A 16,214-nucleotide genomic window follows, 5' to 3' on the forward strand; every position below is an offset into this window, starting at 1 on the left:
TATCGCTGCCGAGATTGGGCTCTTTCCATCATTGCACAGTGCCTCACGGCGGACGCATTCCGCACGGCGCTCATTGATCCCCGTGATTATTCGGTGATTACACAGACCGAAAATAGAAGGCATAAAGGCGCCCGATATGGACGTCCCGGGGCCTAGCTTGCTGAATTTCATGAGAAAAATGGTGCCGCTTGCAGGACTCGAACCTGCGACCCCATCATTACGAATGATGTGCTCTACCACCTGAGCTAAAGCGGCGTTTCACGGCCGAAACATGCGGCCCGCGATTTGCATGGCGCTGATACAGGCATTGTTTGAAGATTTCAAGCACCCTGTCATGCCTTTGGCAAAAAAGAGGGGCGCGGCAAGGCAACGCCTCAGAGCGCCAGCCGGGCACGCGCCGCCTTGTATTCGGCCTCCAGCCGGTCGACGAGGTTTGCCACAGGCTCGACCGCCTTGATGGCGCTGATGCCCTGGCCGCTGCCCCAGATATCCTTCCAGGCCTTGGCGCCGCCGGTCGCCTGCTCGAAATCCATCTTGGAAGGGTCGGCGATCGGCAGGTTGTCGGGGTCCATGCCTGCGGCGACGATCGAGGGCTTGAGGTAGTTGCCGTGCACGCCGGTGAAATAGTTGGAATAGACGATATCGGCGGCCGCGCCCGCGACGATCGCCTGCTTGTAGGCGTCCGCGGCGCGCGCTTCTTGCGTCGCGATGAAGGGCGAGCCGATATAGGCCATGTCGGCGCCCATCGCCTGGGCGGCCAAGATTGCGCCGCCGGTGGAAATCGCGCCGGCCAGCAGCAGCGGCCCGTCGAACCATTCGCGGACTTCTTGGGTCAGCGCGAAGGGCGAAAGCGTGCCGGCATGGCCGCCGGCGCCGGCCGCCACTGCGATCAGCCCGTCGGCCCCCTTGCGGATCGCCGAATGGGCGTGGCGGTTGTTGATAATGTCGTGCAGCACAATGCCGCCATAGGAATGCACAGCCGCATTGACCTCGGGCACGGCGCCGAGCGAGGAGATGACGATCGGCACCTTATATTTGACGCAGAGCGAGAGGTCGTGCTCCAGCCGCTTGTTCGACATGTGCACGATCTGGTTGACGGCAAAGGGCGCTGCCGGCCGCTCGGGATGGGCGGCATCGTGGCGGGCGAGTTCCTCGGTGATCTCGGCCAGCCATTCGTCGAGCTGGCTTTCCGGCCGGGCGTTCAGGGCCGGAAAGGCGCCGACGACGCCCGCCTTGCATTGCGCCAGCGTCAGCGCAGGATGCGAGATGATGAAGAGCGGCGAGCCGATGACCGGCAGTCTGAGTTTGTCCGTAAGGATCGGGGGCAGGGCCATGCTTCACCGCTTCGATTGACGTTTACGAAAACGTCAATCTCATAACAGAGATGAAAAGGTGATTAAAGAGCGGCCGCCACGCCTTCGACGATTTCACGACGAATATATAGTCCGAAGAGAGTCATAAAATGAGATCCGCAAGCCGTGAAAGCCACTCATTATCCCCCGCCGATCAATTGCGGCCAAGCCCGCGAGGCTTGCGGTTTGCCGCGCTTGCCGCTACCGAATTTTGATGGAGAACGGCGGGGATTGCAGTCGGATGCCGGATTCACAGTGAAGGACTTGACGTGAGCGGATTAGAAACGGCCATCAGAACAGCGCTCGAGAATTCCGAACGCGACAATCCGGAGGTTCGAGCGAGGATCTATCAGTCCGCCCGCCAGGCGCTGGAAGCCGGCCTGCGCAAGCAGGATATCACCGATGCCGAGGTCGTCGCCCATCACCGCCATCGCCTGGAAAGCACCATTCACGCCATCGAAGGCGAGGAGCGGGATCGCCTCCACCCCCGCCAGAGGCCGCCGGAAGTGCCTGTGCCGCCGGTCGTCGAAATGCCGCCGGCTCCGGTTCACCGGCCTGACGTGGACGATATCGACAGCCCCATGATCTCCGGCGAGACACGCGCCCCCGACGTGATCATGCGTCGCGGCGACGATTCGAGCCTCGATGACGTGCATGCGAGCAATACCGATCATCTGGCCGCCGCCCCAGTCGGCGAGGAGCGGCTGCAACGCGGCCAACGCGCCAAAGACATGGATTTCCGCCCGGAGCGGGCTGCCGGCCGGCGCAAGCCGCGCAAGTTCTTTTCAAGGCTTCTCGTCTGGTGCGTGCTGCTTGCCTTCATCGGCATCGGCGCCTGGTGGGCGCATACGTCGGGGCTGCTCCTGACGGCGGCCGAGCGCGACACCAGCGTCGCCAATCCGCCGGCAAGCACGCAGCCCGAGGATTTCACCGGCAATGACGATAGCGCCAAGAACGATGGCGCCGCAAACACCGGCTCCCACACCGACGAACCCGTGACCATCGACCCGCAGAACAGTTTTTCGGCGGACTGGATCCCCGTGTTCAAGCCTGATGAGGCCGACAAAATCCAGAACGGTCGGCGGGCGCGCACCGAAAAAATCACCGAGAATGACGGCCCCGCCGTCCGCCTGATTTCCGAGAGCGGTGCGGCCGACGGCAATATCTCGATCAACGTGCCGGCGTCGGTGCTGCAGCAGCTCGCCGGCAAATCCTCGACGATCGCGCTGACCCTGCAGTCGACCAGCGACGAGCCGACGCAAGTCACCGTCGAATGCAATTTTCAATCGCTCGGAAATTGCGCCCGCCATCGCTTCAGCGTCACCCGCGAAAAGTCGGATGCGCTGCTGCAGGTGAAGTTCGACCGGTCGTTGGCGCCGAATTCGCCGGGCACGCTGACGATCAACAGTGATCTCGACGGCAAGGCGCGTGGCATCAACCTCTTCGCGGTCCGCATCCTGCCGGGGCAGTGATGCGGCTTTCCGCCAAGCACCCGGTCTATTTCGGAAGGCGTTATTTCAGAAAGCCAGGCCCGGAGCCGATGATCTCCTCGTCGACTGTGCCGAGCGCCTTTTTGTCCTTGCCGTCATAATCCATCCTGTTCAGCATGTGGCGGATCAGTTCCAGGCGCGCTCGCCGCTTGTCGTTGGCGCGGATGACAGTCCAGGGCGCGAAATCCGCGTGGGTTTCCTTCAGCATCCGGTCGCGCTTGGCGCTGTAGTCGCCCCATTTCGTCAGCGCCGCGATATCCATCGAGGACAGCTTCCAGACTTTCAGCGGATCGTGTCTGCGGTCGTGGAAGCGCTTGAGCTGCATCTCGCGGCCGATATCGAGATAAAATTTGAAGAAGAAGATGCCTTCAAGGGCGATGATCTTTTCGAGCTGCGGCGCCTGTTTGAGGAAGTCTTCATATTGCTGCGGCGTGCAGAAGCCCATGACCGGCTCGACGCCGGCGCGGTTGTACCAGGAGCGGTCGAAGAGCACGAACTCGCCTGATGTCGGAAACTGCGCGATATAGCGCTGGAAATACCATTGTCCCTGCTCGCGTTCGGTGGGCTTGGTCAGTGCCACGACACGCGCAAGGCGTGGGTTCATATGCGCCGAGGAAGCTGAGATCGCGCCGCCCTTGCCGGCCGCGTCGCGTCCCTCGAACAGCGCCATCACCCGCTTGCCGGTCGCCTGCAGCCAGAACTGCACCTTGACGAGTTCCACCTGCAGCTTTTCCAGCTGCTCCAGATAGTCCTCTTCCGCAAGCTTCTTTTTGTAGGGAAAATCGCCGGATGCCAGCGCTTTTTCCTCCACCCAGTCCGGCAGGATGGGATCGTCGACATCGAAGACGCGTTTCTTGTCCCGGATATCCAGCTCCACGGCTCTGTTTTCGACGTCCTCGTCCATATGGTCCTCCTGCGCCTGCTTGTTTCTCCTGCCGCAGGCGAACATATTTACCGTTGAAAATCAAATCTTTCGCTTTTGGCCTGGAGTTTTTTGCGGATTTTTGCTGCGGCCTTTCGCATCGGAGACACTGTCCGAAAACTTCTGTCATGAATTGCCGCTATCAGGCAGAGTTCAATATGACGATAAACGAATCGACGCCGCGAGGGCACTAGCAAGACGAAACATCGTGGACAAAGAGCCTGTTGGCGCGCATCCGGCGCGAACGGCCGGTGCTGCTCGCGGCGATCCTGAGCGCCCTCGTGGCTCTCGCCGCCGGCATGAACAAATGGGCCGTGCTCATCCTGCTCCTCGCCATGATCCTGACCGCGCTTTTCAACGAGGCGCCGGTGATCAAGGCCGAAGCCGTCGAACCGGTGGAGATCGAGCCGGAGGCGCCGCCGAGCCGCCTGGCCGAGGTGTCGGCCACGCTCGCTGGCCTCGATATCCCCGTCATGGTGCTGTCCGACGATGCCTCGGTGCTCTTCCAGAACCGCGCCGCCGAAAAAGCCTTCGGCGAGGTGACGCTCGGCGCCCACATTTCCGCCCGCCTGCGCTCGCCCGGCGTTCTCGACATGGTTCGTGAAACCATCGCCACCAATGCGCCGAACCAGATCGAGCATTCCGAGCGGTTGCCCTCCGAGCGGGTCTATATCGTGCGCAGCGCCCCCGTCGAATTCGAGGCCGAGGAGGGGTTGCGCGAGCGTTATTTCATCCTCTCCTTCCGCGATATTTCAGAGGTCCGCCGCATCGACCGCATGCGGTCCGATTTCGTCGCCAATGCCAGCCATGAGCTGCGCACGCCGCTCGCATCGCTGCGCGGTTTCATCGAGACCATCCAGGGGCCGGCCAAGAACGATCCGAAGGCGCAGGCGCAATTTCTCAACATCATGCTCGATCAGACGACGCGCATGAGCAGGCTGGTCGACGACCTTTTGTCGCTCTCCCGCCTGGAGCTGAAATCGCATATCGCGCCTGACGAGAAGATCGATCTGGTGCCGCTGCTCGGCCATGTCAGGGACTCGCTGGTGCCGCTCGCCAGGGACGTCGGCGTCGACATCAACCTGCATTTGCCCGACGGCAAGGTGGAGGTGCTTGGAGACCGCGACGAGCTTGTCCAGGTCTTCGAGAACCTGATGGAAAATGCCTGCAAATACGGCCAGGAGGGCGAAATCGTCGATGTCTGGCTGAAGAACGGCGCGGGCAACCCGGTGGAGGTCAGCATCGTCGACAAAGGCCCCGGCATACCGGCCGAGCACGTGCCGCGCCTGACCGAGCGTTTCTATCGCGTCAGTATCGAGGATAGCCGGTCCAAGAAAGGCACCGGCCTCGGCCTTGCGATCGTCAAGCATATCCTCACACGCCACCGGGCGCGGCTGATCGTAAAATCGGAAGTCGGCAAGGGCACGGATTTTACAGTTCGCTTCTGACAATGTGTTGGCAGTCGTCCTCCTCTCGTCGCCAATATGCAGCCGGTTTATACAACGCGAGGTAGATTGACCGCCGAACTTTTCTGCTCGCTGACACGATTAATCGGCCGAGTTATAATTTTCAATTATAAATCAATAGCTTAAACTGTCACAAATGTTTCATCAGTTTGACATAAAAGGACGAGGCTTAAAGCGCTAAGAGAGTCCCGCCGATGAAAAAAGGCACTGCGAGGGCCTCTCATAGGCCGCACTCACACAAGCCCAAATGCCGGGAGATTTACATGAACACCTTCAAGCTCACCGTTGCCGCGCTCGCTGCAACTGCTGCTTTCGCTGGCGCTGCCGTCGCCCGCGACCAGATTCAGGTTGCTGGTTCGTCCACCGTCCTGCCTTACGCAAAGATCGTCGCCGAGTCCTTCGGCGAAACCTTCACCAACTTCAAAACGCCGGTCGTTGAATCCGGCGGCACGGGCGCTGGTCTGAAGGAATTCTGCAAGGGCGTTGGCGAAGACACCATCGACGTTGCGAACGCTTCGCGTCCGATCAACAAGAATGAAGCCGAAGCCTGCAAGGCTGCCGGCGTAACCGACATCCAGGAAGTCAAGATCGGTTATGACGGCATCGTCTTCGCAACCGACTCGTCCAACCCCGACGTTGCTTACGTTCCGGCCGACATCTACAAGGCCCTCGCAGCCCAGGTCGTCGTTGACGGCAAGCTCGTCGCCAACCCCTACAAGAAGTGGTCGGAAGTCAACCCGAAGCTCCCGGCTGTTGATATCGCTGCCTACATCCCGGGCGAAAAGCACGGCACGCGCGAAGTCTTCGAACAGAACGTTCTCGCCGCCGGCTGCAAGGCTTCGGGCGCTCTTGACGTCATCGCCAAGGAAATCTCCGACAAGGCCGCCCAGGGCAAGGCATGCGTTGCAGTCCGCAAGGACGGCGCTGCAGTCGACATCGACGGCGACTATCCGGAAACCCTCGCACGCATCGCCGCCAACAAGACCGGCGTCGGCGTATTCGGCCTTTCCTTCTATGAAAACAACGCCGACAAGCTCAAGGTTGCGAGCATGAGCGGCATCGTTCCGTCGACCGAAACGATCGCCAACGGCACCTATCCGGTTTCCCGCCCGCTGTTCTTCTATGTCAAGAAGGCACATCTCGGCGCCGTTCCGGGCCTGAAGGAATACGTCAACTTCTTCGTATCCGACAAGATGATCGGCCCCGACGGCCCGCTCGCTGAATACGGCCTCGTTGCCGCTCCGGATGCTGAGCGCGAAGCGATCCGCAAGGACGTCGAAGCCGGCAAGTCCATGTAATGACAATGCCGGCGCGGCGCCTTCAGGCCCGCGCCGGCATTGCTTTATCTCCCTGCCGCCGGCATGTCCGTCGCAGGATTGAATTCATTCCGCATGATTGTAAGCCGAAGGCAGGCTGATGAAGCTGCCGGGCTTGGGGCTGTGAGCCTGGGGACGTAACGAATGAGCACATCCATCCTACTTTTGTGCCTTGTGGTGATCGGCGCCGCCGCCTATCTGGTCGCGCGCAGCCGTGCCACGGCGCTTGCCGGAGGCAGATCCTCTGCATTGCATTCACGGCCGGCCTATTACGGCGCCTATGCGGCGATCTGGGCGCTTCTTCCTGCCCTCCTCGTCCTCTGCGTCTGGCTTTCCGTCAGCCCCGGCATCATCCAGTCCTCCGTTCGTGGCGCTTTCCCTGACGACGTCAAGGCCCAAGCCGCCGTCGAGCTGGATCTGAGCTATTCGATGGTGGCGACGGTCGCACGAGGCCTGACGATGCTGACCGCCGACGAAGCGGCGGCAGTGGCGACCGATCCGGCCGCCCTGCAGGCCAAGCTCAGCGAAAAGGGTGTGCCGCTCGCCGGTCAGCCGCAGCCTTACATGGTTGATGCCGCCAAGAAGCTCAACGCCATGAGCATGACGAGCCGTCTCGCTATGACGGTGATCGTCCTCGCTCTCGCCATTGCCGGCGCCTTCTATGCGCTGCGCGTCATTGCTCCGCGTTTCCGTGCCCGCAACCGTGTCGAGCGCGTCATGCTCTGGGGCCTGCTGCTCGCCTCGTCGATCGCCATCCTGACGACGATAGGCATCGTGCTTTCGATGCTGTCGGAAGCCGCGCGTTTCTTTGCGGTCGTTCCGGCCGTCGATTTCTTCTTCGGCACCGTCTGGGATCCGCGCTTCGCCGGCGCCGGCGGCTCGTCCTTCGGCCAGTTCGGCCTCATCCCGCTGCTGCTCGGCACGCTCTATATCGGTCTGGTCGCCATGCTGGTTGCCGTGCCGGTCGGTCTCTTCGCCGCCATCTACATGGCCGAATACGCCTCGCCGAAAGTGCGCGCGATTTCAAAGCCGTTGCTCGAAGTGCTCGCCGGCATTCCGACGATCGTCTACGGCTTCTTTGCGCTCGTTACCGTAGGCCCGTTCCTGCGCGATTTCTCCGCCCAGATCAGCGGCCTGCTCTCCGGCAGCTACACCAACTTCATTCAGGCGCAGAGCGTTCTGACGGCCGGCATCGTCATGGGCATCATGCTGATCCCTTACGTGTCTTCGCTGTCGGACGATATCATCACCGCCGTGCCGCGGGCGCTGCGTGACGGTTCGCTCGGTCTCGGTGCCACGCGCTCGGAAACCATCAAGAAAGTGGTTCTGCCCGCAGCCCTTCCAGGCATCGTCGGCGCATTGCTGATGACCGCCTCGCGCGCCATCGGTGAAACCATGATCGTCGTGCTGGCCGCCGGTGTGGCCGCCCGCATCCAGATCAATCCCTTCGAGCCGATGACGACGGTGACCGTCAAGATCGTCAACCAGCTGACCGGCGACCTTGAGTTCACCTCGCCGCAGACGCTGGTTGCCTTCGCCCTTGGCATCACGCTGTTCTGCATCACGCTTTGCCTCAACATCTATGCGCTCTACATCGTGCGAAAATACCGGGAGCAGTACGAATGACGGATATTGTTTCTCCCGCCGGCGTCACCGTTTCCAAAGCGCCTGCGCGCCGCGATATCGGCATCAAGCGCCGTTACGCCGCCGAACGCCGGTTCCAGGCCTATGGCATCGCCGCCATCACCTTCGGTCTGGTCTTCCTCTTCATCCTGCTGTGGACGGTGATCGGCAAAGGCTACACCGCCTTCCAGCAGACCGCGATCACTCTGCCGATCGAGTTTGTTGAGAAGACGATCGACCCGGACAACAAGCGCGCCACCGACCCTTCGGTTCTGGTCGCCGCCAACTATCCGGTTCTCCTGCGTGACTCGATCGTCAAGCAGCTGAACATCAATGCTTCGAGCCGTCCCGATGTGCGCGATGCGACCGCCATGCTCTCCAAGGGTGCGCCGATCCAGCTGCGCGACATGGTCGTTGCCGATCCTTCGATCATCGGCAAGACGGTCAACGTCACGGTGCTCGCCGACGCCAATGTCGACAGTGCCAACAAGGGCCAGATCGACCTTTCGGTCGATGAGAAGAACCGCAAGGTCAACGACAAGCAGGTTGCCTGGATGAACGAGCTGAAGGCGAGCGGCGCTCTCCACAAGCAGTTCAACACCGGCCTCTTCGTCAACGGCAATTCCAGCCGTCCGGAGGCCGCGGGCCTCGGCGTCGCCCTGATCGGCTCGCTCTACCTGATGCTGATCGTGCTCGTGCTTGCCCTGCCGATCGGCGTCGCCGCCTCGATCTATCTCGAGGAGTTCGCGCCGAAGAACAAGCTGACGGACCTGATCGAGGTCAACATCAACAACCTCGCCGCTGTTCCCTCTATCGTTTACGGTCTGCTCGGTCTTTCCGTCTTCATCAACTTCGTCGGCCTGCCGCGCTCGGCTTCGCTGGTCGGCGGTCTGGTGCTGACGCTGATGACCCTGCCGACGATCATCATCGCGACACGCGCCGCCCTCCGCGCTGTGCCGCCGTCGATCCGCGCTGCAGCGCTCGGCCTCGGCGCCTCGAAGATGCAGATGGTGTTCCACCATGTTCTGCCGCTCGCCATGCCCGGTATCCTCACCGGCACGATCATCGGCCTGGCGCACGCGCTCGGCGAGACCGCGCCGCTGCTCCTCATCGGTATGGTCGCCTTCGTCGCCAATGCACCCGCGACGCCGCTCGAACCCTCGACGGCCCTGCCCGTGCAGGTCTATATGTGGGCAAACGAGGCCGAACGTGCCTTCGTGGAGCGTACTTCGGGTGCCATCATCGTCCTGCTCCTGTTCCTGATCGTCATGAACATGGGCGCCATCCTCTTGCGTCGTCGCTTCGAGCGCCGCTGGTAAACGGAGTTAAACATCATGAACATGTTGACGGAAGCAGCAGTTGAAAAGGCGCTGGATCAGAAGATGAGCAACGTCCCGTATAAGATGATCGGACAGGATGTCTCGGTTTACTACGGCGAGAAGCGCGCGCTTTTCGATGTGAACCTGAACATCCGCGAAAACACCGTAACCGCGCTGATCGGCCCCTCGGGCTGTGGCAAGTCGACCTTCCTGCGGAGCCTCAACCGCATGAACGATACGATCGACGGCTGCCGCGTCACCGGCAAGATCACGCTCGACACCGACGATATCTATGATCCCGATATCGACGTCGTCGAACTTCGCGCCCGCGTCGGCATGGTCTTCCAGAAGCCGAACCCGTTCCCGAAGACGATCTATGAAAACGTCTCCTACGGCCCGCGCATCCACGGCCTTGCCAAGTCGAAGGCCGATCTCGACCAGATCGTCGAGACCAGCCTGCAGCGTGCCGGCCTCTGGAACGAAGTCAAGGACCGCGTGCACGAATCCGGCACCGGCCTCTTCGGCGGTCAGCAGCAGGGCCTCTGCATTGCCCGCGCCGTCGCTGTCAGCCCCGAAGTCATCCTGATGGACGAGCCCTGCTCGGCGCTCGACCCGATCGCCACCGCCAAGGTTGAGGAACTGATCCACGAACTGCGCGAGAACTACACGATCGTCATCGTCACCCACTCCATGCAGCAGGCCGCGCGTGTCTCGCAGCGCACCGCCATGTTCCACCTCGGCAACCTCGTCGAGGAGAACGACACCGACAAGATGTTCACCAATCCCGACGATCCGCGCACCCAGGACTACATCATGGGTCGCTTCGGCTGATTTTGGCGACAGCAAGCCTTCCCGTTATTCGAGGATAAAGCCCCATGGCATCGACACATATTTTTTCTGCCTATGATGATGATCTGAAGTTCCTGTCCAGGCGGATTTCCGAGATGGGCGGCCTGGCCGAGCAGATGGTCAGCGAATCCGTCCGGGCGCTGGTCAACGGCGATACCGCGCTGGCGCAGAAGGTCATCTCCGACGATGTGATCCTCGATCACGCCGAACGCGAAATCGGCGACAAGGCGATCGTCACGATCGCCCGCCGTCAGCCGATGGCCTCGGACCTGCGTGAAATCATGGGTTCGATCCGGATCGCCGCCGATCTCGAACGTGTCGGCGATCTCGGCAAGAACACCGCCAAGCGCGTCATCGCCGTGCAGAGCACCGGCGTTCCCCGCAAGCTCGCCCGCGGTCTCGAGCATCTCTCCGAACTGGCGCTCGTCCAGCTCAAGGAAGTGCTCGATGTCTACACCAATCGCTCCGCCGACAAGGCGAACGCGATCCGCGAACGCGACAACGAGATCGACGCGATGTACACCTCGCTGTTCCGCGAACTCCTGACCTACATGATGGAAGATCCGCGCAACATTACGAGCTGCACGCATCTCCTCTTCTGTGCCAAGAACATCGAGCGCATTGGCGACCACGCCACCAACATCGCCGAGACGATCTTCTACATGGCGACAGGTGCGCAGCCGGAAGGCGATCGTCCAAAGGACGACAGCGCCAACACCGTTGGCGCTGTGACGGAATAACGGTTCCGGACCTGCCGATTGCGTGCGCGCCCATCCGGGCGCGCAAAGAGGTCGCAGCCACTTTCTGATTTTGCGCAAGATCCCGTGCTTAAATCACCCCCGGTTTAAGGATCGTGCGCGAGGAGACCAACACGCATGATCCCGAGAGTTGCAGTTGTTGAAGACGAGGAAGCCCTCAGCGTGCTTCTTCGCTACAATCTCGAAGCAGAAGGCTTCGAGGTCGATACCATCCTTCGTGGCGACGAGGCCGAAATCAGGCTTCAGGAGCGCACGCCCGATCTTCTCATCCTCGATTGGATGCTGCCCGGCGTCTCCGGCATCGAGCTCTGCCGGCGCCTGCGCATGCGGCCGGAAACCGAGCGCCTGCCGATCATCATGCTGACGGCGCGCGGCGAAGAGAGCGAGCGCGTGCGCGGGCTTTCGACGGGTGCCGACGATTACGTCGTCAAGCCCTTCTCGACGCCCGAGCTCGTCGCCCGCGTCAAGGCGATGCTGCGCCGCGCCCGTCCGGAAGTTCTGTCCACGGTGCTGAAATGCGGCGATATCGAACTCGACCGCGAAACCCATCGCGTCCATCGCAAGAGCCGCGAAGTCCGCCTCGGCCCCACGGAATTCCGCCTGCTGGAATTCCTGATGTCGTCGCCGGGCCGGGTTTTCTCCCGCTCGCAGCTTCTGGACGGCGTCTGGGGTCACGATATCTACGTCGACGAGCGCACCGTCGATGTCCATGTCGGCCGCTTGCGCAAGGCGCTGAACTTTTCCAACATGCAGGACGTCATCCGCACCGTCCGCGGCGCCGGTTATTCGATGGAAGCTTGACGGCTTCCATTCCAATCGCATAAAAAAACGGGCCGCTTGGCCCGTTTCTCATGTGACAATGTTCGCTCGCTTAGCTGATGCGCGCGGCCGCCCTGCGGCGCTCATTGACCGGCTGGTAGGCCAGCTTCTGGTGATAGCCGCAATAGGGCGAATTGTCCGGGGATTCGCAGCCGCAGAAGTGGAAGTCGTCCTTCAGCGGATCGCCGACCGGCCACTTGCAGGTGCGTTCGGTGAGTTCCGTCAGGCCGAGGCGGCGGGAAATCGGCACGACCACGTTGCCGGCCGGCACGTATTCCATTTCCTCGATCGTTTCGATCTCGATCTCTTCCTTCAGCATCGTTGCGCCCTGCTGGCGGGTAACGGTGCGGGTAGCGATGCGCGAGGCATAGTTCGGTGCGCGCGGCGCCGATGTCGCGCGCTTGGGCGTTCGCGCCGTGGTGGCCGTGCCGCCGGCCTTGGCGCGGCCGGGAAGGCTGAGCCTGTGCACCTTGCCGATGACCGCGTTTCTGCTGACCCCGCCGAGCTGCGCAGCGATCTGGCTGGCGCTCAGTCCTTCGGCCCAAAGCTTCTTGAGTTTCTCGACCCGCTCGTCTGTCCAGTTCATGCCCTGTCTCCACCTTTTGCGTTGGTGATGGCAGAATCCCTCACCGTTGTCCCGGAAGTCTCCGAAACAAGAAACGCCTGATCAATTTTGGTGACTAGTTCCGCCGCATGCAGTCTAGTAATTGAACTTTAACCTAGTGTGAGGCTGACTCCGTGACAAGAGTCGCATGAATCCGGATGAATCGAATTCGGAGTTTTCCCCAACTTGCTGCCCCTGCGTGTCATTTCTGCAATAATGCCTGTTGAAGGTCGAAAATGCCGCTGTACAAGCTTGCTGCATACGCTAAGGGCGCAGTTTTGTTGACATTGCAGCGCGAAAAGGAAATAGTGCCACTCGCCGCCGCAAGGCGGCATTTTTGATTTTTCGGACCTGGTTTCCTTAGCCGGAGTCCAGCGCCTTGATAACATTGACGGGAGATCGCGCTATGGCTGAAGCCGCGCCGCTTTATGACACCTATTCTCGTGCCCCGCTGCGGTTCGAGCGAGGCGAGGGCGTGTGGCTGGTCACCGAAAGCGGCGAGCGATATCTCGATTTCGGCGCCGGCGTTGCCGTCACCTCAGTCGGCCATAGCAACCCGCATGTGGTCAATGCGCTGAAGGAGCAGGCCGACAAGGTCTGGCACCTCTCGAACATTTATGAAATTCCCGGCCAGGAGCGCCTGGCAAAGCGCCTGACGGATGCTACCTTCGCAGACAAGGTGTTCTTTACCAACTCGGGCGCGGAAGCGCTGGAATGCGCGATCAAGACGGCGCGTCGCTACCAGTATTCCAAGGGCCATCCCGAGCGTTTCCATATCATCACCTTTGAAGGCGCCTTCCACGGGCGGACGCTGGCGACGATCGCTGCCGGCGGCCAGGAAAAATATCTCGAAGGCTTCGGCCCCAAGGCGCCGGGCTTCGACCAGGTGCCGTTCGGCGACATCGAAGCTGTCCGCGCCGCGGTCACCGATGCCACGGCCGCAATTCTCATCGAGCCGGTGCAGGGCGAGGGCGGCGTCCGTCCCGCCACCACCGAATTCATGAAGGCGCTTCGCCAGATCTGTGACGAGAAGGGCCTGCTGCTGATCCTCGACGAGGTTCAGACCGGCGTTGGCCGTACCGGCAAGCTCTTCGCCCATGAATGGTCGGGTATCACCCCCGATATCATGGCTGTCGCCAAGGGCATCGGCGGCGGTTTCCCGCTCGGCGCCTGCCTTGCCACCGCCGAGGCCGCCTCCGGCATGAAGGCCGGCACGCATGGTTCGACCTATGGCGGCAATCCGCTCGCCATGGCCGTCGGCAGTGCCGTGCTCGACATCATCCTCGCCGAAGGCTTCCTCCAGCAGGTGTGTGACGTCGCGCTGGTCTTCCGCCAGGGTCTCGCCTCGTTGAAGGATCGTTATCCCGACGTGATCGAGGATATCAGAGGCGAGGGGCTTCTGCTCGGCATCAAGGCTGCTATTCCTTCCGCCGAACTGCTGCAGGCGATCCGCGCCGCCCATCTGCTCGGCGTGCCCGCCGGGGATAACGTCATCCGCCTTCTCCCCCCGCTCGTCGTCACCGCCGAGGAGGCCCGCGAGGGCCTCGTCCGCATCGAGCGCGCCGCCGAGAGCATTCGCGCCTCCAAGGTCAAGAAGACGGCTTGAACGGATTGCCGCCTACGGGCGCACGACAGGTAAGAACACGATATGGCTCCTAAACATTTCCTCGACCTTTCGGCGGTCACATCAGCCGATCTCAGAACCATCATGAACGATGCGCTCGCCCGCAAGCAGGCCTTCAAGGCCGGCACAGGCGACAAGCCGCTCGCCGGCAAGATGCTGGCGATGATCTTCGAGAAGCCGTCGACGCGCACCCGCGTTTCCTTCGATGTCGGCATGCGCCAGCTCGGCGGCGAAACGCTGTTCCTCTCCGGCACCGAGATGCAGCTCGGCCGCGCCGAGACGATCGGCGACACCGCCAAGGTGCTCTCGCGCTATGTCGATGCGATCATGATCCGCACGACCGAGCATTCGCGGCTGCTGGAGCTTGCCGAGCATGCGACCGTACCTGTGATCAATGCGCTGACGGATGACACCCATCCCTGCCAGATCATGGCCGATATCATGACCTTCGAGGAGCATCGCGGCCCGATCAAGGGCAAGACCATCGCCTGGACCGGCGACGGCAACAACGTGCTGCATTCGCTGGTCGAGGGCGCTGCCCGCTTCGGCTATCGCATGAACATGGCGGTGCCTCTTGGTTCCGAGCCCAAGGATCACTATCTGAACTGGGCCCGCAATGAGGGCGCCGAAATCATGCTCTGCCATGATGCCGACCGTGCGGTCGCCGGCGTCGATTGCGTGGTGACCGATACCTGGGTCTCCATGAATCAGGAACATCGGGCCCGGGGTCACAATGTCTTCCAGCCTTATCAGGTCAATGCGGCCTTGATGGCGAAGGCCGGCAATGATGCATTGTTCATGCATTGCCTGCCCGCTCATCGCGGTGAGGAAGTGACGGATGAAGTGATCGACGGCCCGCAATCCGTGGTCTTCGATGAAGCGGAAAACCGTCTTCATGCGCAGAAGTCGATTCTTGCTTGGTGCCTGGGCGCGATCTGAACCATAATCTGGTGTCGCCGAGTCAAAAACTCGCGACCGCGCGAGCGGCGGGCACGCTGGCCCATCGCTCTGAAAACTAGGAGTGAAAGCCATGGCAGAAGCTGCAGCCGCCCTCGGCCAGTTCGATTTCGCCGGCGATGATCATGTCGTCCCCTTTCAGGTGGAGGGTCTGGATGTGCGCGGCCGCGCCGTCCAACTCGGCCCGATGCTCGATGCGATCCTCGAGCGCCATCATTATCCCGCGCCCGTTGCCCGGCTGCTTGCCGAAGTCGTCGTGCTGACGGTGCTGCTTGGCACCTCGTTGAAGTTCGACGGCAAGTTTACGGTGCAGACAAAGGGCGATGGTCCGGTCGATCTTCTCGTTGCCGATTTCTCGACGCCGGAAAACGTCCGCGCCTATGCGCGTTTCGATCAGGCGCTGCTCGCCAAGGCGGTTGCAGCAGGCGAGACCGAGCCGGAGCAATTGCTCGGCAAGGGCGTGCTCGCCTTCACCATCGATCAGGGCAAGTTCAGCCAGCCCTATCAGGGCATCGTCGCGCTCGACGGCACCTCGCTCGAGGACATCGCCGGCGTCTATTTCCGCCAGTCGGAGCAGATCCCGACGCGTGTGCGTCTTGCAGCCGCCGAACTCTTCGATCGCGACGATGCCGGCAAGCCCCGCCATCGCTGGCGGGCAGGCGGCCTTGTCGCTCAGTTCCTGCCGGAGGCGCCGGAGCGCATGCGCCAGCCGGATCTCCACGGCGGCGACGGCGACACCGGCAACCGCCCGCATGGCGAGGACGATGCCTGGGTCGAAGCCCGTTCGCTGGTCGAAACCATCGACGCCGATGAACTCACCGATCCGCTTGTTGGCACGGAGCGGCTGCTGTTCCGTCTGTTCCATGAGCGCGGTGTCCGCGTCTACGAACCGCGCGCGGTCTTCGACCGCTGCAGCTGCTCGCGTGAAAAGATCGGCAACGTGCTGAAGGGTTTCAGCGCCGAGGAAATCGAAGCCAGCCAGGAAAATGGCGAGATCGCTGTTACCTGCGAATTCTGCTCGACCACCTATCGCTTCGATCCGGCCGAGCTTCAGCCGGTCGAGCAAAAAGCCTAGAGCATGTCGCGCAAAAGTGTGCGGCGGTTTTGCGATAACG

At 61.7% G+C, this 16,214-nt stretch carries 14 protein-coding genes and 1 tRNA gene; 11 read left to right on the plus strand and 4 right to left on the minus strand.

What is annotated here, in order from left to right; genetic code table 11:
- Positions 1-179: 179 nt before the first annotated feature.
- Both EFD55_RS01250 and EFD55_RS01255 read right to left on the minus strand, forming a co-directional pair.
- Positions 180-255, minus strand: a tRNA-Thr gene (locus EFD55_RS01250).
- A 119-nt stretch (positions 256-374) separates the two neighbouring features.
- Positions 375-1,334: an NAD(P)H-dependent flavin oxidoreductase gene (locus EFD55_RS01255; RefSeq protein ID WP_125842211.1), complete on the minus strand. Its 960-nt coding sequence runs from the start codon at positions 1,332-1,334 to the stop codon at positions 375-377.
- A 287-nt stretch (positions 1,335-1,621) separates the two neighbouring features.
- Here EFD55_RS01255 and EFD55_RS01260 point away from each other — a divergent pair, with 287 nt between their 5' ends.
- A complete protein-coding gene (locus tag EFD55_RS01260; protein ID WP_125842213.1) occupies positions 1,622-2,824 on the plus strand; it encodes a regulator in 1,203 nt (400 codons plus the stop codon).
- A gap of 40 nt (positions 2,825-2,864) precedes the next feature.
- On the opposite strand, the gene ppk2 is transcribed toward EFD55_RS01260, so the two are convergent.
- The gene (gene ppk2 / locus EFD55_RS01265; protein WP_125842215.1) at positions 2,865-3,746 is read right to left on the minus strand and encodes a polyphosphate kinase 2; all 882 of its coding nucleotides are present in this window, start codon (positions 3,744-3,746) and stop codon (positions 2,865-2,867) included.
- 242 nt (positions 3,747-3,988) lie between these two features.
- Between ppk2 and phoR the strand changes: the two genes are divergently transcribed.
- The 7 genes from phoR to phoB all read left to right on the plus strand — a co-directional run bounded on the left by phoR (position 3,989) and on the right by phoB (position 11,896).
- Positions 3,989-5,212: a phosphate regulon sensor histidine kinase PhoR gene (phoR, locus tag EFD55_RS01270; protein ID WP_125842217.1), complete on the plus strand. Its 1,224-nt coding sequence runs from the start codon at positions 3,989-3,991 to the stop codon at positions 5,210-5,212.
- 281 nt (positions 5,213-5,493) lie between these two features.
- A complete protein-coding gene (locus EFD55_RS01275; RefSeq protein ID WP_125842219.1) occupies positions 5,494-6,528 on the plus strand; it encodes a substrate-binding domain-containing protein in 1,035 nt (344 codons plus the stop codon).
- Between the two features lie 162 nt (positions 6,529-6,690).
- Positions 6,691-8,172, plus strand: a complete 1,482-nt coding sequence (gene pstC / locus EFD55_RS01280) for a phosphate ABC transporter permease subunit PstC (RefSeq protein ID WP_125842222.1) — start codon at positions 6,691-6,693, stop codon at positions 8,170-8,172.
- The gene (pstA, locus tag EFD55_RS01285; RefSeq protein WP_125842224.1) at positions 8,169-9,488 is read left to right on the plus strand and encodes a phosphate ABC transporter permease PstA; all 1,320 of its coding nucleotides are present in this window, start codon (positions 8,169-8,171) and stop codon (positions 9,486-9,488) included. The genes pstC and pstA overlap by 4 nt, the downstream gene beginning before the upstream one ends.
- 15 nt (positions 9,489-9,503) lie before the next feature.
- Positions 9,504-10,319 (plus strand): phosphate ABC transporter ATP-binding protein PstB, encoded by an 816-nt coding sequence (pstB, locus tag EFD55_RS01290; RefSeq protein ID WP_125842226.1) that lies wholly within the window; start codon positions 9,504-9,506, stop codon positions 10,317-10,319.
- 44 nt (positions 10,320-10,363) lie between these two features.
- On the plus strand, positions 10,364-11,077 hold the full coding sequence (phoU, locus tag EFD55_RS01295) for a phosphate signaling complex protein PhoU (RefSeq protein ID WP_062944924.1): 714 nt from the start codon (positions 10,364-10,366) through the stop codon (positions 11,075-11,077).
- A 135-nt stretch (positions 11,078-11,212) separates the two neighbouring features.
- Positions 11,213-11,896, plus strand: a complete 684-nt coding sequence (gene phoB, locus EFD55_RS01300; protein ID WP_003570612.1) for a phosphate regulon transcriptional regulator PhoB — start codon at positions 11,213-11,215, stop codon at positions 11,894-11,896.
- Between the two features lie 70 nt (positions 11,897-11,966).
- Here phoB and EFD55_RS01305 read toward each other — a convergent pair whose 3' ends face one another.
- Positions 11,967-12,500, minus strand: a complete 534-nt coding sequence (locus tag EFD55_RS01305; RefSeq protein ID WP_125842228.1) for a GcrA family cell cycle regulator — start codon at positions 12,498-12,500, stop codon at positions 11,967-11,969.
- 424 nt (positions 12,501-12,924) lie between these two features.
- Between EFD55_RS01305 and EFD55_RS01310 the strand changes: the two genes are divergently transcribed.
- The 3 genes from EFD55_RS01310 to EFD55_RS01320 all read left to right on the plus strand — a co-directional run bounded on the left by EFD55_RS01310 (position 12,925) and on the right by EFD55_RS01320 (position 16,174).
- Positions 12,925-14,124, plus strand: a complete 1,200-nt coding sequence (locus tag EFD55_RS01310; RefSeq protein WP_125842230.1) for an aspartate aminotransferase family protein — start codon at positions 12,925-12,927, stop codon at positions 14,122-14,124.
- 42 nt (positions 14,125-14,166) lie between these two features.
- The gene (argF, locus tag EFD55_RS01315; protein ID WP_028756221.1) at positions 14,167-15,081 is read left to right on the plus strand and encodes an ornithine carbamoyltransferase; all 915 of its coding nucleotides are present in this window, start codon (positions 14,167-14,169) and stop codon (positions 15,079-15,081) included.
- 91 nt (positions 15,082-15,172) lie between these two features.
- Positions 15,173-16,174, plus strand: coding sequence for an Hsp33 family molecular chaperone (locus EFD55_RS01320; RefSeq protein ID WP_125842232.1), 1,002 nt, complete (start codon positions 15,173-15,175; stop codon positions 16,172-16,174).
- Positions 16,175-16,214 lie beyond the last annotated feature (40 nt).

The sequence above is a fragment of the Rhizobium pisi genome, assembly GCF_003938655.1.
GTDB classification, from domain to species: domain Bacteria; phylum Pseudomonadota; class Alphaproteobacteria; order Rhizobiales; family Rhizobiaceae; genus Rhizobium; species Rhizobium pisi.